The organism is Chryseobacterium glaciei, from assembly GCF_001648155.1.
In the GTDB taxonomy this organism is placed as follows: Bacteria; Bacteroidota; Bacteroidia; order Flavobacteriales; family Weeksellaceae; genus Chryseobacterium; species Chryseobacterium glaciei.
Genome location: NZ_CP015199.1, coordinates 2,283,439 through 2,304,564 on the forward strand (window position 1 = coordinate 2,283,439; position 21,126 = coordinate 2,304,564).

The 21,126-nt window shown below is 34.8% G+C and carries 17 protein-coding genes; 14 read left to right on the top strand and 3 right to left on the bottom strand.

The annotated features are described in order from the left end of the window. Positions 1-22: 22 nt before the first annotated feature. The 8 genes from A0O34_RS10245 to A0O34_RS10280 all read left to right on the top strand — a co-directional run bounded on the left by A0O34_RS10245 (position 23) and on the right by A0O34_RS10280 (position 12,118). Positions 23-2,464 carry a TonB-dependent receptor plug domain-containing protein gene (locus tag A0O34_RS10245; protein ID WP_066754316.1) on the top strand — a complete coding sequence of 814 codons (2,442 nt, stop codon included), beginning with the start codon at positions 23-25 and terminating at the stop codon, positions 2,462-2,464. Between the two features lie 71 nt (positions 2,465-2,535). Then, the gene (locus A0O34_RS10250) at positions 2,536-3,837 is read left to right on the top strand and encodes an APC family permease (protein WP_066754317.1); all 1,302 of its coding nucleotides are present in this window, start codon (positions 2,536-2,538) and stop codon (positions 3,835-3,837) included. 367 nt (positions 3,838-4,204) lie between these two features. Next, positions 4,205-5,290: a peptide chain release factor 1 gene (gene prfA / locus A0O34_RS10255; RefSeq protein ID WP_066754320.1), complete on the top strand. Its 1,086-nt coding sequence runs from the start codon at positions 4,205-4,207 to the stop codon at positions 5,288-5,290. A 90-nt stretch (positions 5,291-5,380) separates the two neighbouring features. After that, complete coding sequence (locus tag A0O34_RS10260; RefSeq protein WP_066754322.1) at positions 5,381-6,058, top strand: hypothetical protein; 678 nt, start codon at positions 5,381-5,383, stop codon at positions 6,056-6,058. A 142-nt stretch (positions 6,059-6,200) separates the two neighbouring features. After that, positions 6,201-8,306 carry a prolyl oligopeptidase family serine peptidase gene (locus tag A0O34_RS10265; protein ID WP_066759614.1) on the top strand — a complete coding sequence of 702 codons (2,106 nt, stop codon included), beginning with the start codon at positions 6,201-6,203 and terminating at the stop codon, positions 8,304-8,306. Between the two features lie 139 nt (positions 8,307-8,445). Beyond that, positions 8,446-10,563, top strand: a complete 2,118-nt coding sequence (gene scpA, locus A0O34_RS10270) for a methylmalonyl-CoA mutase (RefSeq protein ID WP_066754324.1) — start codon at positions 8,446-8,448, stop codon at positions 10,561-10,563. 66 nt (positions 10,564-10,629) lie between these two features. Next, complete coding sequence (locus tag A0O34_RS10275) at positions 10,630-11,121, top strand: hypothetical protein (RefSeq protein ID WP_066754328.1); 492 nt, start codon at positions 10,630-10,632, stop codon at positions 11,119-11,121. 16 nt (positions 11,122-11,137) lie between these two features. Then, positions 11,138-12,118, top strand: a complete 981-nt coding sequence (locus A0O34_RS10280) for a M28 family peptidase (protein ID WP_082891138.1) — start codon at positions 11,138-11,140, stop codon at positions 12,116-12,118. Between the two features lie 40 nt (positions 12,119-12,158). Here A0O34_RS10280 and A0O34_RS10285 read toward each other — a convergent pair whose 3' ends face one another. The 3 genes from A0O34_RS10285 to A0O34_RS10295 are packed head-to-tail and all read right to left on the bottom strand — an operon-like array spanning position 12,159 to position 15,418. Next, positions 12,159-13,319 (bottom strand): FtsX-like permease family protein, encoded by a 1,161-nt coding sequence (locus A0O34_RS10285; RefSeq protein WP_157885997.1) that lies wholly within the window; start codon positions 13,317-13,319, stop codon positions 12,159-12,161. Positions 13,320-13,323: 4 nt separating this feature from the next. Further along, the gene (locus A0O34_RS10290) at positions 13,324-13,971 is read right to left on the bottom strand and encodes an ATP-binding cassette domain-containing protein (protein ID WP_066754332.1); all 648 of its coding nucleotides are present in this window, start codon (positions 13,969-13,971) and stop codon (positions 13,324-13,326) included. Continuing rightward, positions 13,964-15,418, bottom strand: a complete 1,455-nt coding sequence (locus tag A0O34_RS10295; RefSeq protein ID WP_066754334.1) for a hypothetical protein — start codon at positions 15,416-15,418, stop codon at positions 13,964-13,966. Before A0O34_RS10295 ends, A0O34_RS10290 begins: the two co-directional genes overlap by 8 nt. A 602-nt stretch (positions 15,419-16,020) precedes the next feature. On the opposite strand from A0O34_RS10295, the gene A0O34_RS10300 reads away from it, so the two are divergent. From A0O34_RS10300 to A0O34_RS10325, 6 genes are all read left to right on the top strand, one after another. After that, positions 16,021-16,770, top strand: coding sequence for a hypothetical protein (locus tag A0O34_RS10300; RefSeq protein WP_066754336.1), 750 nt, complete (start codon positions 16,021-16,023; stop codon positions 16,768-16,770). Between the two features lie 18 nt (positions 16,771-16,788). After that, positions 16,789-18,180, top strand: a complete 1,392-nt coding sequence (locus tag A0O34_RS10305; RefSeq protein WP_066759616.1) for an RtcB family protein — start codon at positions 16,789-16,791, stop codon at positions 18,178-18,180. 136 nt (positions 18,181-18,316) lie between these two features. Continuing rightward, complete coding sequence (locus A0O34_RS10310) at positions 18,317-18,904, top strand: primosomal protein N' (protein WP_066759618.1); 588 nt, start codon at positions 18,317-18,319, stop codon at positions 18,902-18,904. Continuing rightward, entirely contained in the window at positions 18,883-19,581 is a 699-nt protein-coding gene (gene prfH / locus A0O34_RS10315) for a peptide chain release factor H (protein WP_066754340.1), read from the top strand. The genes A0O34_RS10310 and prfH overlap by 22 nt, the downstream gene beginning before the upstream one ends. Further along, positions 19,568-20,083, top strand: coding sequence for a tetratricopeptide repeat protein (locus tag A0O34_RS10320; protein WP_066754341.1), 516 nt, complete (start codon positions 19,568-19,570; stop codon positions 20,081-20,083). The genes prfH and A0O34_RS10320 overlap by 14 nt, the downstream gene beginning before the upstream one ends. A 25-nt stretch (positions 20,084-20,108) precedes the next feature. Next, positions 20,109-21,101, top strand: a complete 993-nt coding sequence (locus tag A0O34_RS10325; protein ID WP_066754343.1) for an enolase C-terminal domain-like protein — start codon at positions 20,109-20,111, stop codon at positions 21,099-21,101. Positions 21,102-21,126: the final 25 nt, after the last annotated feature.

Sequence of the window (21,126 nt, forward strand, 5' to 3'; positions counted from 1 at the left end):
TTAATTTTGCAAAAAACAAAAGATGAAGAAACTAAGCATATCTGTATTATTGCTTGGAGCGGTTTTCGTATCGGCTCAGGAACTTGAAAAAGAAAAACAAATCGAAGACGTCATTATCGTCGGAAACCGAAACGCTAAAAGAACAAAACTGGAAACACCTGTTCCGGTAGATGTTATCAATATTGAAAAAATACAAAAATCTGCCCCTCAAACAACGGTTCAGGATCTTTTAAACTATGTAATTCCCTCTTTTAATGCGGTGAGACAGTCTGCTTCTGATGGAACAGAGCATATTGATCCGATGACCTTAAGAGGAATGGGACCCGATCAGGTTTTGGTTTTAGTGAATGGAAAAAGAAGACATACAACATCATTAGTTAATTATCAAAATACAGTCGGAAACGGCTCTGTTGGTACAGATTTAAGCACAATTCCAGTAATTGCGATCGACAGAATTGAGGTTTTAAGAGACGGAGCAGCAGCACAATATGGTTCTGATGCCATTGCAGGCGTTATTAATATCATTCTTAAAAAAGACATCGGTGCTTCGGCAAGTTTAAATTACGGATTATCAGGAAGAAATGACGGCGAAACCTATCAGGGAGCAGTCAATTACGGAACTTCTTTAGGAAAAGATAAAAGTTACATCAACTTATCATTACAATTAAGTCAAAGAGGAAAAACGACTAGAACGCAGAATCATAAATTAGATATTTTTGGAGATAACTTTGCATATGAATTCGCTCCAAATCCTGCTATTGCAGAACAGGCAGATGATGCGATGATTAGTCAAAGAGGCTTAACCCGCGATGATTTCAACTTTCAAATTGGTGATGCTCAAATAAAACAAGCTCAGTTATTTTTCAATGCAGAATATCCATTTAATGATAATTTTAAGCTCTATACTTTTGGAGGGTTTAGTTTAAAAGAGGGGCAAGGTTTTGGCTTTAGAAGACTTCCTAGCGAAACTTCGAATATTGTTTCTTCAATTTATCCAAACGGTTTTCAGGCTAATTTAAAATCACAGGTGTACGATCTTTCTTACGCTGTCGGAACGAAATACAATGTAAACAACTGGTTTTTTGATCTAAGCAATACTTTCGGGAGCAATACATTCAATTATAATGTTAATAACACTAATAATGCTTCTTTAGGTGCGAAATCTCCGACAAGTTTTTATGCGGGAGCGCACAGTTTTCTTCAAAATACCGTTAATCTTGATGTTTCTAAAAACTTAAATAATTTCAATGTTGCTTTCGGGGGAGAATTCAGATTTGAGCAATATCAAATCAAGGCCGGAGATGAAGCATCTTATGCGAGATATGATATCAATGGAAATATTGCAACGCCCGGATCTACAGTTGTTGGAAATGGTGGCTCACAGTCTTTTATGGGATTTTCGCCAGATAATGCATTGAAAAAATCAAGACATTCTACTGCGGTTTATGCAGATGTTTCTTATGATTTAGATAAAAAATTAAATATCGATGCGGCTGCAAGATTTGAAAATTATTCCGACTTCGGGAATACTTTGAATGGAAAATTGGCGGTGAGATATGAATTCATAAAAAATTACGCGATTCGCGGAGCGGTGGGGACAGGTTTCAGAGCACCTTCTTTGCAACAGCAATATTTTAATAACTCGTATGCTGATATTTCCACTTCCGGAATCGGAATTGTAAGAAAAGGAATATTCACAACAGACAGTAAAGCGGCTGAGGTTCTTGGTTTTGATAAATTAAAGCAGGAAACTTCTGTCAACGCAAGTCTTGGATTTACTTTAAAACCAGCCAAAGGACTTTTCATCACGTTGGACGGGTATTGGATCGGAGTAAAAGACAGAATTGTTATCACCAGCAACATCACAGACGAAAGATTATCAGATCCTGAATTGGTCGGCGAAAATAATATTGCAGAAAGCGGTAGATTCTTCGCCAATGCGATTGATACGGAAACGAAAGGGGTTGATTTGGTTGTTTCCTACGACTGGAAATTAGCAGGTGGGAATTTAAACATCAATTTAGCTGGAAATTACACCGAAACTAAAATCACAGATTTCCATTTTCCTCAAAATTTAGGAACACCTCAAAACGAATTTTTCGGGCCGGATCAAATTAATATTATTGAAACTCTTTCTCCCAAAGCAAAAGCAACATTAGGTTTGAATTACGGGATTGGTAAATTCAATTTCTTAGTGCGAAATACGTATTTTGGTAAGGTCATCAGAGACGGTTATCCTTTCGGTGGTGTTCAGGAATTTGCTCCTAAAATTGTTACGGATGTAAGTATTGGTTATGATATTACTAAAAATGTAAACCTTACGATTGGAGCCAATAATTTATTGGATGTTTTCCCTGATCTGCAAATTTACGAGAATTCTTATTACGGAGTTTTCAAATACGCGCCGGTTCAGATGGGAACGTTGGGAAGTTATTTCTTCGGAAGAGTTAATTTTACTTTTTAATTGAATGAAAAATATATGGCCAGTATTTCATGTCTTTTTTCTTTACTCTATGTTCTTAAAGTCTATATAAAATGAGCACAACTTCACATCAAATAGGCTGGAAAACAGCAGTCGCCATCGTTGTATCCAATATGATCGGGACGGGGATTTTTACGACCTTAGGTTTTCAGTTGGTAGATGTTACTAATACGTACAGCATTTTTCTGCTTTGGATGATTGGCGGTGTTTTGGCTCTATTTGGAGCATTCTGTTATGCCGAATTGGGTTCTCATTTTAAAGGAAATGGAGGCGATTTTATTTATCTTAAAGAAACCTATCATCCGCTTTTGGGCTATTTGGTGAGTTGGATTTCTTTGATTATCGGATTTTCTTCACCTGTAGCTTTGGCGGCTTTGGCCATGTCACAATATCTTTCCGCTTTTGATTTCACTTTTGGAACCTGGTTTTCGATTGTCGTCATATTTTTGGTGGCGTTTTCTTTATCTTTTAGTTTAAAAGCTTCAAGCAGATTTCATAACTTTTTTACATTTATCAAAGTCGCTTTTATTGTTGTCCTGATTATTTTGGGCGTTGTACTTTCAGAACCTCAAATTGGAAACAGCCTAAGTTTCACCGACAGTTGGAAAGATGAAATGATGCTTCCCGCTTTTGCAACCTCGTTGGTTTTCGTAACCTATTCTTACACAGGCTGGAATTCCGCATCTTACATCGCAGGAGAAATTAAAGATGTTCAAAAAAATCTTCCCAAAGCATTAATTGTAGGAACAGTTTTCGTGACGGTTTGCTATATTTTGATCAATTATATTATGCTGAAACATGCTCCCATCCACCAATTGGCAGGAAAAGAAGATGTAATGAGAGAAGCGGCCAATAATATGCTTGGTCATTCTTTTGGAAAAATAGTTAATGTTTTTATTGCCTTACAATTGGTCGCAACAATCAGTGGATATTTGTGGGTTGGTTCCAGATTGACACAGGCTTTCGCTAAAGAAAATAAGTTATGGAAATCTTTATCGGTTAATAATAAAAAAGGAATTCCGGTTCGTGCTATTTTTGCCCATGCGGTTATTGCGACTTTGATTATTCTGACGGGAAGTTTTAAAGAAATTTTTGTGTATACTTCATTTATTCTTCAACTGTTTGCAACGTTGGCGATTTCTACGGTTTTCTTTCTTAAAAAAAGTCAGCGGAAAATATTTAAATCTAATATTTTCTATGTTTTTCCAACAGTTTTTATATTATTCAGTGTCTATATCTTATATTTTACGTTTGTTCACAATCCTAAAGAAAGTCTCATCGGATTAGGTATTATTGCTGTAGGAATTGTTTTGTATTTGATTGATAAAAAGCTTTCCAAGAGTGCTTCTGAATAAGTTTAACGGTTTAATCGACATAGGAAAATGGAGCGTTAAAAAAATAAAATATGTGAACGTTAAGAAAATTCTACTGTTTGAGTGCGGGATAAATAGTTAAACAAAACAGAAAAAGTACATCCGCACGAGTTTTAGAATTTTTAGAGAACAGAATTTATTTTTAGCGGAAGTTTCCAGTCTTGAATTTTTCGTTCTTTTGTTTCAAGACAAAAGGACTTAAATAAAAATCTAGATCTTATTTTAAAATCAAATCGATATAATATTAATTGATAGACAAAATAATACATATCAAATAGTTACAGTTTATCCAAAGACTATTGAGTATTGAATTAATAATTCTTATCTTTGCATCCACAAAATTTCTACAATGTCTAAGTCGTTAATTCCAAAACTAGAAGCTATAAAACAAAGATATAATGAGGTAGCAGACCTTATTATACAGCCTGATGTAATTTCAGATCAAAAAAAATATTCTTCATTAAATAAAGAATACAGCGATTTAGGAAAAATTGTAAGAGTTTACGATCAGTACAAAGGCGCTTTAGATAATATCGCAGAATCTGAGGAAATCATCGCTGATGGTTCAGACAGAGACTTGGTCGATATGGCTAAAGAAGAAAAAGTTGAAGCTCAGGGTAAACTTCCAGGTCTGGAAGAAGAATTGAAAGTACTTTTGATTCCTAAAGATCCAACCGATGATAAAAACGTAATCGTAGAACTCCGTGCCGGAACCGGTGGAGATGAAGCTGCTATTTTCGTGGAAGACGTTTACAGAGCCTATGCAATGTTCTTTAAGACTAAAGGTTGGAAGCACGAAATAACAGATTCAAGCGAAGCTGCAAAAGGTTATAAAGAACTTATTTTAAAGATTGAAGGAGACGGTGTTTATGGAGTCATGAAGTTTGAGTCCGGTGTTCACCGTGTACAGCGTGTTCCTGAAACAGAATCTCAAGGTAGAGTGCATACTTCTGCAATTACCGTTGCTGTTTTACCGGAAGCTGAGGAAATCGATTTTGAATTAAATCCTGCCGATATCGAAATGCAGACTTCACGTTCAGGTGGAGCGGGTGGACAAAACGTAAACAAGGTTGAAACCAAAGTACAGTTAACACATAAACCTTCAGGAATGGTGGTTGTTTGTCAGCAGGCACGTTCTCAGTTGGCCAACAGAGAATTGGCGATGGAAATGCTTCGTACCAAATTATATGATATCGAAGTACAGAAATCTGTCGGAGATATTGCTGCACAACGTAAATCAATGGTTTCTACAGGTGACCGTTCTGCAAAGATCAAAACCTACAACTATCCTCAGGGAAGAGTTACCGATCATAGAATCAACAAATCGATGTATAATCTTGATGCTTACATGAATGGTGATATATCTGAAATGATCGATGCCGTGATCATGGCAGAGAACGCCGAGAAGATGAAAGGTGAAGAAGAAAATTACTAATACGTAACTAAAATAAATCAAGCTCTTGTGAATCAAGAGCTTTTTTTTGCCATAAAATCTATGAAAACTTTAAAATAACGAATAAACACGATGGGACGAATTAAAGGTATGCTGTTTTTAATGCTAATTTTTTGTGTCAAAAACCTAAGCGCTCAATCAACTGTTCTAAAACCCGATAAAGTATTCGGTTTATACTTTGATACTTTTGTGAAGCATGACGAAAATGCTTTAAACAACCTCAATACTTATCTTAAAAACTTTGTAGGAGAAGATGGGATCTATAAAAATAATACAGAAACTGCCTATACGGAGGAACTGAAAGGTTTAACGAATCTTTTTCTTTCAGGATTTTCCGAAAACATCCGTGAAGAATGCCGAGAGGATGCTAAAAACTATTTTGCAGCATTATTTGACAGGTACAAAACAGCCACGTACACCATAAAAAGTATGGAAACAATGAGAAATGACTATTCTCAAAGTCAGGATATTTCGGAAGTTTTTTATGATGTAATGATTAAAGTTCCAGCCAAGGTTACCATCATAGATCTTAAAAAGATAAAAAAAATTAGCGCTAAAGAATTAAAAGGATATCTTAAAAGTTTAACGAATGAACTTGTGAATGCAGATAAAGAGATTTCACTTTCAGAGAAGTTTAATTTATACCAAATATATAAAGGAAGTGACGTTTTTTACTGGAACGGAGGGCCTCAGGAGCTCCTATGGAAAGTGAATAATTTTTATTTTAAAAATATCAATTCGGGTAAATAATCATTCAATTATATCATAAAAGCAGTCGGTTTTGGATGCTTTTTTTGTTGGTGTGAATTTCCGAAATCTGTTATCATTTGATTTAAATGAAACAACTTTTTTATTTAAAGCAGATTACGTATTTTTGAGAAAATCGTTCGAAATGAATTTTAAACCTATCTTATTAACGGCTGGAGTTTTGTTTTCAGCAACATTTTATTCTCAAAAAATGAATTATCCTAAAGCATTAAAAGGTAATCAGACAGATACTTATTTCGGAACTGCGGTGGCAGATCCTTTCAGAGATTTAGAAAATGATTCTGAAGCTACCAAGAAATGGGTTGATGAAGAGGTGAATTTTACTCAAAGTTATCTTTCAAAAATCCCTTTCAGAGATCAAATCAAAAATCAATTGAAAGAGGTCTGGAATTACGAAAAAATTTCTGCACCATTCAAAGAAGGTGATTATACATATTATTCTAAAAATGACGGTCTACAGGCTCAGTCAGTTTTCTACAGAACAAATAATAAAACGAAAGCGACTGAAGTTTTCTTAGATCCGAATAAATTTTCAGAGAAAGGAACAACCTCTTTGGCTCAGTTATCATTCAATAAAAAAGGAACTTTAGCAGGATATTCTATTTCTGAAGGCGGAAGCGACTGGAACAAGATTATCATCATTGACGCGATTACAAAAAAGCAGATCGATGAAACTTTAGTTGATGTAAAATTCAGTGGAATTTCTTGGCTGGGCGATGAAGGTTTCTATTATTCAAGCTATGATAAACCGAAAGAAGGAACTGTACTTTCTGGGATGACAGATAAGCATAAAGTATTTTACCATAAATTAGGAACAAAACAGTCTGAAGATCAATTGATTTTTGGAGGTGAAAAAACACCTAGAAGATATTTGGGAGCATATGTGACGGAAGACCAAAGATATTTGGTTATTTCAGCAGCAAATGCAACCAATGGGAATGAATTATACATAAAAGATCTAAAAAAAGGTGGTGATTTTATTCAGATCAATAAAGGATTTGACATCAATGCCAATATCGTTGATACGGATGGAGATGATATCTTTATTTCAACAGATAAAGATGCTCCGAACATGCGTTTGGTAAAGACAACCATTAAAAATCCATCTCCTGAAACTTGGAAAAATGTAATTCCTGAAACAGAAAATGTTCTTGGAGTTAATTCTGCAGGTGGATATTTCTTCGCAACCTATATGATCGATGCCATTGATCAGGTGAAGCAATATGACAAAACAGGAAAACTGATCAGAGAAATCGCTCTTCCGGGAAAAGGAACTGTCGGTGGTTTTGGTGGAAAGAAAACGGAGAAAGAACTGTATTTCTCGTTCGGAAATTATATCACGCCGGGAACCATTTATAAGTTTAATGCAGATTCAGGAAAATCAGAAGTATATCAGAAGCCAAAAGTGAAATTTAATCCTGAAGATTATGTTTCTGAACAGGTGTTTTATACCTCAAAAGATGGAACGAAAGTTCCAATGATGATCAATTATAAAAAAGGAACTAAGCTTAATGGTAAAAATCCTACAATCCTTTATGCTTATGGAGGTTTCAATGTAAGTTTACAGCCAGGTTTCTCTGTTTCTAATGCAATCTGGATGGAAAATGGAGGCGTTTATGCCGTTCCAAACATCCGTGGAGGTGGAGAATACGGAAAAAAATGGCATGATGCAGGAACAAAACTTCAAAAGAAGAATGTTTTTGATGATTTCATTGCAGCAGGAGAATATCTGCAAAGCAAAGGCTATACTTCTAAAGAATATATGGCTATTTCCGGAGGTTCAAACGGAGGTTTATTGGTAGGAGCAACGATGACCATTCGTCCAGATTTAGCAAGAGTAGCATTTCCGGCAGTTGGAGTATTGGATATGTTGAGATACAATAAATTCACAGCCGGTGCAGGTTGGTCTTATGACTACGGAACGGCAGAAGACAGCAAAGAAATGTTTGAATATCTAAAATCATACTCACCTTTACATAATGTAAAAAAAGTTTGTTATCCATCAACAATGGTGACAACGAGTGATCATGATGACAGAGTAGTTCCTGCCCATTCATTTAAATTCGGAGCAGAATTACAGGAAAAACAAAGTTGTGATAACCCTGTTTTATTAAGAATTGAAAAGAATGCAGGTCACGGCGCAGGAAGATCTACAGAACAGATCATTGGTGAAAGTGCAGATAAATTGTCTTTCGCTTTGTATGAGATGGGAATTAAAACTTTAAAGTAATAATTCAATCTATTATATTTGATAAAATCCGGATACCCATCCGGATTTTTCTTTTGTTAAATATCAGATAAACTTAAGGTTAATGTAAGTTTCATGTTTCATGCAAAAAAATTAACTTTACGGAGATAAAATTAGTGGAATGCGAAAGATAATTTCTGTAAAAAAACCGGACTTCAGTGTATTGCCTCAGGAAAGAGAAGTATATAGTTTCGAAAAAGATGGATTAGAATTAAAATCATCTTATACAAAAGACGATGTTAAAAATGAATCTTTAACACAGACTTCTCCGGGAATTGCACCTTATTTAAGAGGTCCTTATTCTACGATGTATGTACAAAAACCTTGGACGGTTCGTCAGTATGCAGGTTTTTCTACGGCAGAAGAGTCTAATGCATTTTACAGAAGAAACTTGGCGGCAGGCCAAAAAGGACTTTCTGTAGCTTTCGATTTAGCAACTCACAGAGGTTACGATTCGGATCACGCAAGAGTTGTTGGTGACGTCGGAAAAGCGGGAGTTGCGATCGATTCTGTTGAGGATATGAAGATCTTGTTTAATGAAATTCCATTAGATCAGATCTCGGTTTCCATGACGATGAACGGTGCGGTACTTCCAATTTTATCTTTCTATATCGTAGCAGCAGAAGAACAGGGTGTAAAGCAGGAGCTTCTTTCAGGAACCATTCAGAATGATATTTTAAAGGAATTCATGGTGAGAAATACCTACATTTATCCACCTGCACCTTCCATGAAAATTATCGCTGATATTTTCGAATATACAGCACAAAATATTCCCAAGTTCAATTCAATTTCAATTTCAGGCTATCACATGCAGGAAGCCGGGGCAACTCCGGTTTTGGAAATGGCTTACACTTTAGCAGATGGTTTGGAATATGTAAGAACAGGTATAAAAGCAGGAATGAATGTCGATGAGTTCGCTCCAAGATTATCGTTTTTCTGGGCAATCGGGATGAATCACTTCATGGAAATTGCTAAAATGAGAGCCGCAAGATATATCTGGGCTGAATTGTTGAAGCAATTTAATCCTCAAAATCCAAAATCTTTAGCATTAAGAACGCATTCCCAAACTTCTGGTTGGTCTTTAACCGAACAGGAACCTTTTAATAATATCACAAGAACTGCGATTGAAGCATTGTCTTCAGCGTTGGGAGGAACGCAGTCTTTACATACAAATGCTTTGGATGAAGCGATTGCTCTTCCAACAGATTATTCAGCGAAAATTGCAAGAAATACACAAATCATTCTTCAACAGGAAAGCGGAATCTGCGATGTTGTAGATCCAATGGGTGGAAGTAATTTAGTTGAAAGCCTTACCCAGCAAATGATCGAAGAAGCAATGAAATACATCGATGAGGTTGAGAAAGAAGGTGGAATGACAAAAGCTATCGAAGCCGGAATTCCGAAAATGAGAATTGAAGAAGCCGCAGCCAAAAAGCAGGCTAAAATTGATAGTGGAGAAGAATTTATTATCGGAGTAAATTCATTCAGATCTTCATTAAAACAGACTCAAATTGAGATTTTAGATATTGATAATACGGAAGTTCGTAGAAAGCAAATCGAAAGATTAGAATCAATAAAAAAAGAAAGAAATGCCGATGCTGTTGAGCAGATTTTAAATGAAATCAGAGAATCAGCAAAAACAGGAAAAGGAAATCTTTTAGCATTATGTATCGAAGCGGCTCGCAGAAGAGTAACCCTAGGCGAAATGAGCGATGCCATGGAAGAAAGTTTCGGAAGATATAAAGCAAATATTAGAACAATTTCTGGAGTATATGCAATGAATGCAGGAAAAAATGAATATTTCGGACAAGCCCTTGCGCTCACTCAAAAATTTGAAGAAGAAGAAGGTCGTCGTCCAAGATTGATGGTTGCTAAAATGGGTCAGGATGGTCACGACAGAGGTGCAAAAGTAGTAGCAACAGCATTTGCCGATATGGGATTTGATGTGGATGTTGCCCCGTTATTCCAAACTCCGGAAGAGGTGGCCAAACAGGCGGTGGAAAATGATATTCATATTTTAGGAGTATCTTCTTTGGCGGCAGGTCATAAAACTTTGGTTCCACAAGTTGTTGAAGAGTTGAAGAAACTTGGAGCCGATGATATCACGATCGTTGTCGGCGGAGTGATTCCGCAACAGGATTATGAATTTTTGTATGCCAACGGAGCAGATTTTATCTTTGGTCCTGGAACAAACCTTCCGAAGTGCGCTGTAGATATTTTAGAAAGATTTTTGAATTAAATTAACTTTTATAAAGTATAAGTTGCATAACATTTGTATTGTAGATCATAACCAAAACAAAATATTATGGCTTATACAGTAATTTCAGTTTTTCCTGCAACTGTAAACACAGAGGAAATTAAAAAAGATTTAAGAGATCAGGGTTTTGATGATGCTAATGTCATTGTTTCAACATCCAAATTAGAAAATGAATCATCACACCATGATTATCAGGAAGATGTGAAAACAAGAAGTTTTTGGGACTATGTTTTTGCTCAGGATGTAGAGTTATTGGATGCTTATAGCAAACATAGCGTAGGAAAAAATAATGTTGTTGTCTATGCTGATAATCTCGAGGAAGCTCACAAAGCGAAGGCAATTCTCAATGCAAAAGGTGCAGTTGAAGTTCATGAAAATGAACCTGAATCTCAAGCACCTGAGGGAATGGCTCAAGAAAAATACAATGGGATCATTGCAAAGGCAAAACATGATGTTTATTTCCTTGATCCTGAAAGAATTTACCGACCAAGCAGCAGAGGAATGGATGACACGATGGATGATCTTGGCTCAAAAGATTAAATGACCACGATATAAAATGAATCTTAAAAACATATTAAAACCTGCGAAGAGTAAAATCATTCTTTTCGTGGGTTTATTTTTTATAAGCATTTTTAGTTTTGATTCTTTTAGAGGATCTCAGGCAGTGGAAAAATCGCATGTTCCGGCTGATATAAATTTGGTTAAAGAATATTTAACCGCACTTACGAAAACTCCCCAGTTTCGAAACTATAAAAACCTGGATCAACTTAATACAATTGCAGAATATATTCATCAAAACTTTAATAAATACAGCGATAGTACGAGTTTTCAAGAATATAAAGTCGGAGAAGAAACATATAAAAATGTGATCTGCTCTTTCGGGACTGAAAATAAAAAAAGAATCATTATTGGAGCTCATTATGATGTCTGCGGAGATCAGCAGGGAGCGGATGATAATGCAACCGGAGTTACGGCATTGCTGGAATTGGCGAGAATGCTTAAAGGTCAAAAGCTCAATTACAGAATAGATTTGGTTGCTTATACTTTGGAAGAACCTCCATATTTCAGAACTGAAAATATGGGAAGTTATATTCATGCAAAATATCTGAAAGACAACAATATCGATGTGTACGGAATGGCAAGTGTAGAAATGATCGGATATTTTAAAGATGAAAAAAATTCTCAGGATTATCCTTTGGGAATCCTTTCGTGGATTTATGGAAATAAAGGAAATTATATTACTTTGGTTAGAAAAATTGGAGCAGAAAATTTCGTGAAAAATTTTATTGAAGGATTTAAAGATTCCAATCAAGTCAAAGCGAAAATCTTTTCTGCTCCAAAATTTGTGACTGGAATCGATTATTCTGATCATTTAAATTATTGGAAGTTTGGCTATTCCGCTATGATGATTACCGATACTTCTTTTTTCAGAAATAAAAATTATCATCAAACAACTGATAGGTTGGAAACATTGGATTTAAAGAGAATGACAAAAGTAATTGACGGTATTTTCCTCAGCTTAATTCATTTAGAGTAAAGAAAAATGGCTACCAAAAATTGATAGCCATTTGTTTATTTTATATTTTCCATGAACGGAGCAACCATCGGTAAATCAATTCTTTCACAAAGAAATAAACCAATATCGGAATAATAATAATCGCTGTCCAAAGCCAAGGATTAATATAGATTGATAACAATCCGTTCGATACACTGGATTTCGCCAGAAAATACTGTCCGGCAGCTATTAAAATTAGACTTAAAGCTAAGACAGTCATTAAATTAATACTGAAACGTCTGCTGATATCACTCACCATTTTTTTCGGTGAATATCCCAAACTGTTTTTAATAGAAACTTCTTCCTGTTTTTCTAAAAACTGAATTTTAATAAAGCTTACAATAATGTAAAGACACAACGCAAAAATGAAAATACCTAATACCGCAATCGCCTTTAAAACAAGGAAAAGTTTAGACTTTATCTTGGCAGAACGCAGGCTTTCCTGATTCGATTCATAATTGTTTTCTTTCATTTTTGAGATCAAACCTTCATCTCCGGAATCTTTCACCTGAACCAAAACTCTGTTGTAGATTTTAGGTTGATTTGCAAGTTGAGGTTTTTCTGCCAAATTCAAAGAATCAAGAAATTTTTTCGGAATCAAAACTGAATGTATTCGATCTGAAAGTCCAACCATTCGTCCTTTATATGTCTTGTTTTGTTTGTTGACGACAATATTAATGTTGATCTCAATTTTCTTGGCAAAATCTTCTGAAATTTGTGGAAGCCCTTGATTTAAAGCAAATCCGTAATTGTAAAGATTCAGATATTCCCTTGAAATAATGATCGGAATGACGTCTCCTTTCACCTGAAATTCTTCGTCTGTCAACGGGACATCAATCGCTTTTAAATCCAGACCTTCAAAATAAAGATCAGTATAAAAAGGAATAAAATCTCCGCCGTTTGCTGAAGCTTTAAATTCATTCGCAGAAAACGGATAAACGGTCTTTATTTCAGACCATTTTTTCAGTTTTGCAACATCGTTTTCATTAAAACCAAGAAGTTCTTTTCTTCCGATATTATCTGGCGTCAGTTTTTTACTGAAAGTCAGCCAATAGTTGCTATCACTGCTTTTGCTTCCGAAAAGTCTATTGGCATTTTCGTACAGTTGCAGGCAGGATATCACAAGAATGAATGCAATAAACAATCCTGCGTACAATATGATTGAGTTAAAAATTTTCTTCATAAGCTTATAAATGAAGAATTTGATAATCATGCTCAAAAGGAAATTCATTCAGTTCAAAAAATAAAACTGAACTTTCGCTTTTTTGAGACACTTCATTAATTAATGAAAAAGCAATCTTTTTGTTCTCCATATCCAGGTGGCTGAAACATTCGTCGTAGATCAGAAAATCGGTTGGATTCACCAAGCTTCTCACGATGGCACTTCTTTGTCTTTCCCCATAAGAGCAGTTTTCTGCTTTCTTGTTTAATAAACTTTCCACGCCTAACCTTGATGCGTATTCTTCCATAATCGGAATGAATTTTTTTCGATCCTGATTAAAAACACGCAGCAAAATATTCTCAGAAATCGTAAGATCTTTAATCAATCTCACGTCCTGAAATAATAAGCTTACGCCATCTTTTCTGTTTTCTACAATCTTCTCAAGATGAAGATTTTTTACAATCTGCTGATCGTATTTTATATTGCCTTCATACTGAAAATGCGTTCCGAGAATAGCTGTCGCCAAAGTAGATTTTCCACTCCCAGAGGGCGCAACAATAAGGAATTTCTTTCCCTTCTGGAAAATAATGTTCTTTTTCCAGATCTGTGACTGTTCCAAATCTTTGGGAGTGAAATATTTAGGAGAAATATTTTCTAAAACAATATTATCCATTCATTATCAAATAATACAATGCGTTTTCGTCTTTTTTGTCTAAAGTAAATACCGTTTTAGAAACCATGTTTCCAGCGTCTTCTTTAGTTTCGTTCACCATATCAATGATCTTCACCGCAGGTTTTTCTTTCGTATTGTACTCTTTTCCATCTGACCAAGAATAAGCCGTAACACCTGATTTTTTGTCAAGTTTAGCATTCTTCCCAGCTTTTTTATTTTGAAACTGATAAATTGCGTTGTTGTCTTCAGAGAAAATGACTTGATTATCAGTAATCATATACTTTTTACTTTGACCAAGAGGACCTGCCAATAAAGAAGTAAGATCAGCCTTTTTCTTAGGATTAAAGCCTAATACAACCGCGTTGTTTGATCTGTAATAATCCATAGAATCAGATGGAAGAGATTTGAAATCTACAAATGCATAATCTCCCGTGAAAGTAGAAGTAATGTCTTCCAAAGTTTTGTCGGTTGAAGATAAATAATGATTGATAGTAGCTTCAAAACCAGCTTCTTTAATCAGATATTTCATAAAATCTAAGCTGAAAAATCCGATAGAGAAAGATTTAGCATTATCAAGCTCTACATTTTTTACTAGATCGTAATTAATGTTGTTTTTACTGTAATATTTTTCAACAATTTTCTTCATATCTGCGTTGAAGAAAGTTTTGGTATCCATTTCAGATTTCCCTTTGTCAAAATTAAAATCGAAACCAATTCCGGAATCTTTTATTAATTTATTCACAGCAAGTGTTTCGATGTAACCTTTTGATGCATAGCTTGCAACAGCGGCAAGATTTACCCATCCGCTAACGTCTTTATCACCAACCAAAGATTGATCTACCTGATCTTTGATCGCAGAATTTGAAGTTCCTTTACGGCTCCAGAAATCTGTGAAATATTTCTCATTAAGTTTAGAAGAAGTGTCAATACCTGGAGTATTCATAGAGTCATAACCGCCTGCATAAGGACTATAGCTCTTATCGGTTGTTACGATGGCCATATCACCTTTTATGCTTCCACTTAACTTACCATCTACATAGATGTAATCTTTTTTGTCTACCGTTACTTTGCTTTTAGTAAGATCAGACATGCTTTTTTGGAATTTCGCCTTGTCATCAACCCAGAAAAAAGCTTTTACATCCGGATCGTAAGTTGATTTTCCCTGATCAACGATAAAATAAAGAGGTTTGTCAATATTAATCCCTGATTCTTTAGGTTTGCTGACCAATTGTAAGAAGAATTTCTCCTCTTCTTTTAGGTCTTTCTTTTCCTTTAGTATTTTTTCAACAGGAATTTTATCAGAAATTGTTTTAAGATTTACTCTTGATAATCCTAATGTTGCATCTGTGGTATAATTCAGAATGTCACTGTTCTTGTTAGAATTACAGGAGAATAGGATCGCGACCGCGAAGACGTAAAATAACGTTCTCAATAAAGTGTTTTTCATAGTTTTTATTATAAGAAAACAAATATACTCTTTTGTGGGTAATGAGAATGAAATTTCATCTCAAAGAGACTTATTTACAGCTAAATATCAAAAAAATAAAAATAAAATCTTGATTTTCAAGAATTTTTATATATTTGCACCAGAAAATAAAGTTTAACCAATAAAAAAACAACGAAGCAATGTTCAAATTAGATCATAATTCTCCTTTCGGTTTGCCACTTATGGTGGTGAGGCTTCGTGGTTTGGTACACTCTTAGAATAACAGTACAATGATATATCAAAACCCGAAGTCGTAAGATTTCGGGTTTTTTATTGCGCAATAATTCAAACTTCAAGTTTCCCCGAAATCATTTTTAATACAATTTAGGAGCTATTTCCCGCTTTCCGCTATATCTTTTTTGCCTTTGCTTTTTTCAAGCCATCGCAAAAAAAGGATGTCGCTGCAATCGGGGCTAATGATAACGCTCTGCCAATAAAACCTAACAGGTTTCAAAAACCTATGAGGTTTGAAGAACTCATCAACTAAAATATTAGTTGACAAAGATTTAATGTGATGTGTCATAGGCTAAATCCAGATACTTCACCTCTAATATCTATAATTAATGGAAAATGATAACCTTCTGTTTTCAAGATTGAGAAGTCTGAGAAGCAGAAAAAGAATAATAAAAAAAGATGTAGAAAAGCAGATAAGAAAAAAGTATAAGCGTAATAGAGAACTTTGGGAAACAAGAAGAAAAATTCCGTTAGTTCCATTGGAAAATCCTTATCAGAAAGGTTTTGTAAGATTCTTTGTGGTCAGAGATGACGTGAAAAGAACTAAAGACGGAAAGTTTTTTGAAGGAATTCTTTCGAAGATCAACACCTATATGTATTCTGAAACCCGAAAATTTTTAAAAAAGAAAAGAAAATTCGGAAGAAAAATATATGTACCGAGAGATCAGAAGCTAGGTCGTCTTTTACCCTACCAATGGAATGATCCAAAATTGGGATTAACAATCAGAGAAAAACAATACTTTCTGAAAAGAGAAGAATACGATCCGTTCAGAAAAAGATACAACGTTTATTACGAATTCATCGAGCCATGGAGGTTTACCTTACAAGTAAAACCGTATATGATCACTCATTACAAACCTTTAAACTCAGATTTAGAAAAAGAAATAGATGAACTAGATTCTTATTTAAATCAACATAAAATTAAAGGAATTATTTGTAAAAAAATAAATGGGGGATTAGGCAAATTAAGATATGAAGATGAAAAAATTGATCTTATCGAGAGTAGAAAATACTTTCACTACAAAAAAATGTCCGCAACAGAGTTTGCAGATTATTTTATGGACGAATGCGTCCGCTAAATGTTTAAAACAAAAACAATGGGAAATTTAAAACTTAAAGGAAAAGATATATTAAAAATAGGCTATCCAAACAATCAGAGTGTAAACATCGCTTTGGAAGTCATGAAAAGAAATTTTGCAACGAAAAATATTCATCATGTAAAATCTCTTTTAAAAGAAATTCTGACTAATCCGGAAGATTTCGAAAAAGATTTAACCTTCGGACAAATTGCAGAAGCCTTGCTTTCATCCAAGAAAACAGAAAAAAGAATGTTGAATGCCAACCGTACTTCTTTTCAGATTTTCGGAAACAATATTTCGGATGAAGCAAAAAATCAATTATACACAGGATTGAAACTTCCGATTGCAATACAGGGAGCCTTGATGCCTGATGCTCACAGCGGTTACGGACTTCCGATTGGCGGAGTTCTCGCAGTAGAAAACGCGGTAATTCCTTACGGAGTCGGCATGGATATTGGCTGCAGAATGAGCCTCAGTATTTTGGATACCCCTATTTCATATCTGGATGGAGCAAGAGATAAATATGAAAAAGCTCTTGCCGAACATACCAAATTCGGAATGTACGAAACGCATAAATCTCACGTCGATCATGAAATTTTCGACAGAGATACATTCGATATGATCCCGATTTTGAAAAGATTAAAAGGAAAAGCCATCAAACAAATGGGTAGTTCCGGTGGTGGAAACCACTTTGTAGAATTCGGAGAAGTTGAAATCACAGAAGAAGACGAGCAAATCGGACTTCCAAAAGGAAAATACCTCGGAATTCTTTCTCACAGCGGTTCGCGTGGATTGGGTGCTGAGATCGCTCAATATTATTCAAGAGTTGCAACAGAACAATGTCCATTGCCAAAAGAAGCGCAAAACTTTGCCTGGCTGGATTTAAACACGCATCTCGGATTAGAATATTGGACGGCGATGAACTTGGCGGGAGATTATGCTTCAGCCTGTCACGACGATATTCACAGAAGATTGGTGAAAGCGGTCGGAGGAAGAGTAAAAGCTAAAATCGAAAATCATCACAATTTTGCTTGGAAAGAAATCCACAATGGAAGAGAAATGATCGTCCACAGAAAAGGCGCAACTCCCGCCAATGAAAATGAATTGGGTATGATTCCCGGATCAATGACCGCAAAAGGTTTCATCGTTCGCGGAAAAGGAAATCCAGATTCGTTGAATTCAGCTTCACACGGTGCGGGAAGAGCTTTTTCAAGAGGAGAATGCAGAAACCTTTTCACTCAAAATGACATCAAAAAAGAATTGAAATTAAAGAATGTCATTTTGATGGGTGGAAACACCGAAGAAGCACCAATGGCTTACAAAGACATCAACGAAGTCATGAATGCCCAAAGCGAATTGGTAGATATCCTCGGAACTTTTCAACCAAGAATTGTGAGGATGGATAGATAAATTGGTTGATGGGTTATAGTTGTTGGTTGATGGATTTTTCACTGACGACTATTAGTAAGGCTAAACCTAACAGGTTTCAAAAACCTGTTAGGTTTGAATATCCTTCACCAAAATGACAAAAAGAAAATTTAAAAAAATGACAAAAAGATACAAACAAGAATATTTCAATTATCATGAGAGCATTCTCGTTGTCTGTCCAGATTGTGGAGAAGATGCTGTTGTTAAAAATGAACACAGTTACAAACAAGCAATATTAGAATGCAGGCATTGTGATTTGAAGAAAAATGGGCTGGATTTGGTCGTTTATAAAGCAATAATTAAACTTAACTGTCCTATTTGCAGTCATCATATTCATAATGAGCAAGGTAATTTAAAAGAAAAGCCTAAAAATGTACCTGTGAAATGTGATGAGTGTGATTCAAGGTTTGATATTCAACCAAAATTTGAGAAATATCTCAATTCTATTTTAAGAGAAGAGGGTTTGATTCATGATCAGGTTTTTGGATGCCCTTATTATTTTCAGGAAGATTTCAAAGGGAAATTATTCTGGGCTAGAAATAGAGAACACCTTTTGGAAATGGAAAATTATGTTTCATCAGATCTTAGAACACGATTGCCTTACAGAATGCGAATGGTAGAAAAATTACCAACATTTATTAAAGAAGCAAAAAACAGAGATGCTATCTTAAAAATTTTACAAAAATGGAAAAACTCATACAAATAACCTCAGGAAGAGGACCTTTAGAATGCCAATGGGTAGTAGCGAAAGTTCTGAAGGTTTTCCTTGAGGAAGTAAAAAATAATAATATAGATTACGAAATCATACACCGCGAAAACGGTGATGAAAATCTGACATTAAAATCCGTAACCATCATTTTAAAATCAAAAGATTTATCTGAATTTTTAAAAACATGGTTAGGAAGTATTTGCTGGACAGGAAAAAGTACATTCCGGAAACTGCACAAAAGAAGCAATTGGTTCATCGGTGTTTTTGAATTGGAAGGTTTAGAGAAGATTAATTTTAATGAAAAAGATATTCAATTCCAAACAGCGAGAAGTCAGGGAAGTGGCGGACAAAATGTGAATAAAGTGAACACAGCTGTTCGCGCGACCCATTTACCTACTGGACAAAGTGTTTTCGTACAGGATACACGTTCACAATTGGAGAATAAAAAACTGTCCATAACAAGATTAAAAGAAAAAGTTTTGGAACAGAATATTATTCAACTTCAAAAAAGAATGCAGGAAACATGGAATAATCATTTGCAGGTGCAAAGAGGAAATCCGATTCGTACATTTTCTGGAACAGATTTTAAAAAGAATTATCAGGAAAGATCTTTCAAAAAGCAAAGAAACGTCCTGAAAACCGAATTAAAAAACTACAAGAATGACGTTAACTAAAAGTAAGTATTACTTCGAGGCTCTTGATAATTATCCTTACAGCTTACCGGATTGTCTGGAAGCGCTGAATTATGCGCTGTCCTACGATCCTGAAGATGCAGACAGCCTGTGTTTAATGGGAAGAATCTACAGCGAAATGTTAATCGATTACGAAAAAGCAAAGCTGTATTTTGAAGAAGCAATGCTCTGCGATGTGACGAACTTAAATGTTCCACAATATTACATCAAATGTCTTTTGGATAACGAAGATTTCCATGAAGCGGAAAAACTGATCCGATATTCTTTGAAAATTAAAGGGATTGATAAATCAGTCATTTGGCTTTACCGATCTTTGCTTTCCGAGAAAAGAGGAAGCTTAAGAAATGCTTTGAAGTTTTTAAATGAAGCAGAAAAGTACTGTTTCACATCCTGCAGTCTTGATTCAATAAAAGGACGCAAAAAATTTGTGAAATCTAAAATGCCGAAGAAAAAACAAACTAAAAAGAATAAGGAGACGAAATAAGTCTCCTTTTTTTGTAAATTTAATAATGGAATTACGTTTTGAACTCAAAATTTTACGTTTAAAAGAAACATTCTCAATCGCTTACGGAAATTACGACAAAAGAGACGCTCTACTCATAGAATTATCTTATCAAAATTGTAAAGGTTACGGAGAATGTGTTGCGATTGATTATTATCAAATTGATCTTCAAAGTTTTGTTTTAAAATTAAAAGAAATTCAAGCTAAAATTGAAGTTCAAAAAATCATTCATCCAAAAGAATTTTTCAAAATTTTATTTAGTTTAAATCTTCATCCGTTTTTACTTTCTGCGTTGGATTGTGCCTATTGGGATCTTTTCGGAAAGCTAGAGAACAAAAGTTTTATTGAATTAAATAAACTTCCTTTCGAAAATTTGATTGAAAGTTCGATCACAATTTCTGTTGGAGATATTGATAAACAGGTCCAAAAAATTGAAAAAAGCAGTTGGAATAAATTCAAAGTGAAATGTAAAGGTTTAGATAAAACTCATATTGAAAAACTTTTAGAATTAAATAGAAATATCGCCTTAGATTCCAATGCAAGTTTTACCGATGAAGACTGTATTTGGCTTCAGGAAAATGCTGAGGTTCAGAATTTTTCCTATTTAGAACAACCAAGACCGATTGATCAATATAAAGTATTAAATAAAAGTGGTTTTGCGAATTGGATGGCAGACGAAGATTGTCAAAACTTAGACTCTTTGGACGAATTAATTCCTTATTACAAAAGTATTAATATCAAATTAATGAAATCTGGTGGTTTAACTCCAGCTTTAGAAATGGTAAAAAAAGCCCGGGAATTAAATTATAAAATCATGATCGGCTGTATGACGGAATCTACTGTCGGGATTTCTGCTGGTTGTGCTTTGGCAGGACTTGTCGATTATGCAGATTTGGATGGAGCAAATCTCATTTCCAATGATTATGCAATAGGAAATTTCGTTGAAAACGGTAAAATAATATTATCCGAAAAGCCAGGATTAGGAATTTCGTTAAAATAAAAAAAGCCTTCAAACGAAGACTTTA

Coding starts and splice junctions, on each gene's coding strand:
- A0O34_RS10305 (WP_066759616.1), top strand. CDS start 16,789: ATGGGAAATTTAAAACTTAAAGGAAAAGATATATTAAAAATAGGCTAT.
- A0O34_RS10260 (WP_066754322.1), top strand. CDS start 5,381: ATGGGACGAATTAAAGGTATGCTGTTTTTAATGCTAATTTTTTGTGTC.
- A0O34_RS10250 (WP_066754317.1), top strand. CDS start 2,536: ATGAGCACAACTTCACATCAAATAGGCTGGAAAACAGCAGTCGCCATC.
- prfA (WP_066754320.1), top strand. CDS start 4,205: ATGTCTAAGTCGTTAATTCCAAAACTAGAAGCTATAAAACAAAGATAT.
- A0O34_RS10245 (WP_066754316.1), top strand. CDS start 23: ATGAAGAAACTAAGCATATCTGTATTATTGCTTGGAGCGGTTTTCGTA.
- prfH (WP_066754340.1), top strand. CDS start 18,883: ATGGAAAAACTCATACAAATAACCTCAGGAAGAGGACCTTTAGAATGC.
- A0O34_RS10265 (WP_066759614.1), top strand. CDS start 6,201: ATGAATTTTAAACCTATCTTATTAACGGCTGGAGTTTTGTTTTCAGCA.
- A0O34_RS10325 (WP_066754343.1), top strand. CDS start 20,109: ATGGAATTACGTTTTGAACTCAAAATTTTACGTTTAAAAGAAACATTC.
- scpA (WP_066754324.1), top strand. CDS start 8,446: ATGCGAAAGATAATTTCTGTAAAAAAACCGGACTTCAGTGTATTGCCT.
- A0O34_RS10320 (WP_066754341.1), top strand. CDS start 19,568: ATGACGTTAACTAAAAGTAAGTATTACTTCGAGGCTCTTGATAATTAT.
- A0O34_RS10300 (WP_066754336.1), top strand. CDS start 16,021: ATGGAAAATGATAACCTTCTGTTTTCAAGATTGAGAAGTCTGAGAAGC.
- A0O34_RS10285 (WP_157885997.1), bottom strand. CDS start 13,319: ATGAAGAAAATTTTTAACTCAATCATATTGTACGCAGGATTGTTTATT.
- A0O34_RS10290 (WP_066754332.1), bottom strand. CDS start 13,971: ATGGATAATATTGTTTTAGAAAATATTTCTCCTAAATATTTCACTCCC.
- A0O34_RS10275 (WP_066754328.1), top strand. CDS start 10,630: ATGGCTTATACAGTAATTTCAGTTTTTCCTGCAACTGTAAACACAGAG.
- A0O34_RS10280 (WP_082891138.1), top strand. CDS start 11,138: ATGAATCTTAAAAACATATTAAAACCTGCGAAGAGTAAAATCATTCTT.
- A0O34_RS10310 (WP_066759618.1), top strand. CDS start 18,317: ATGACAAAAAGATACAAACAAGAATATTTCAATTATCATGAGAGCATT.
- A0O34_RS10295 (WP_066754334.1), bottom strand. CDS start 15,418: ATGAAAAACACTTTATTGAGAACGTTATTTTACGTCTTCGCGGTCGCG.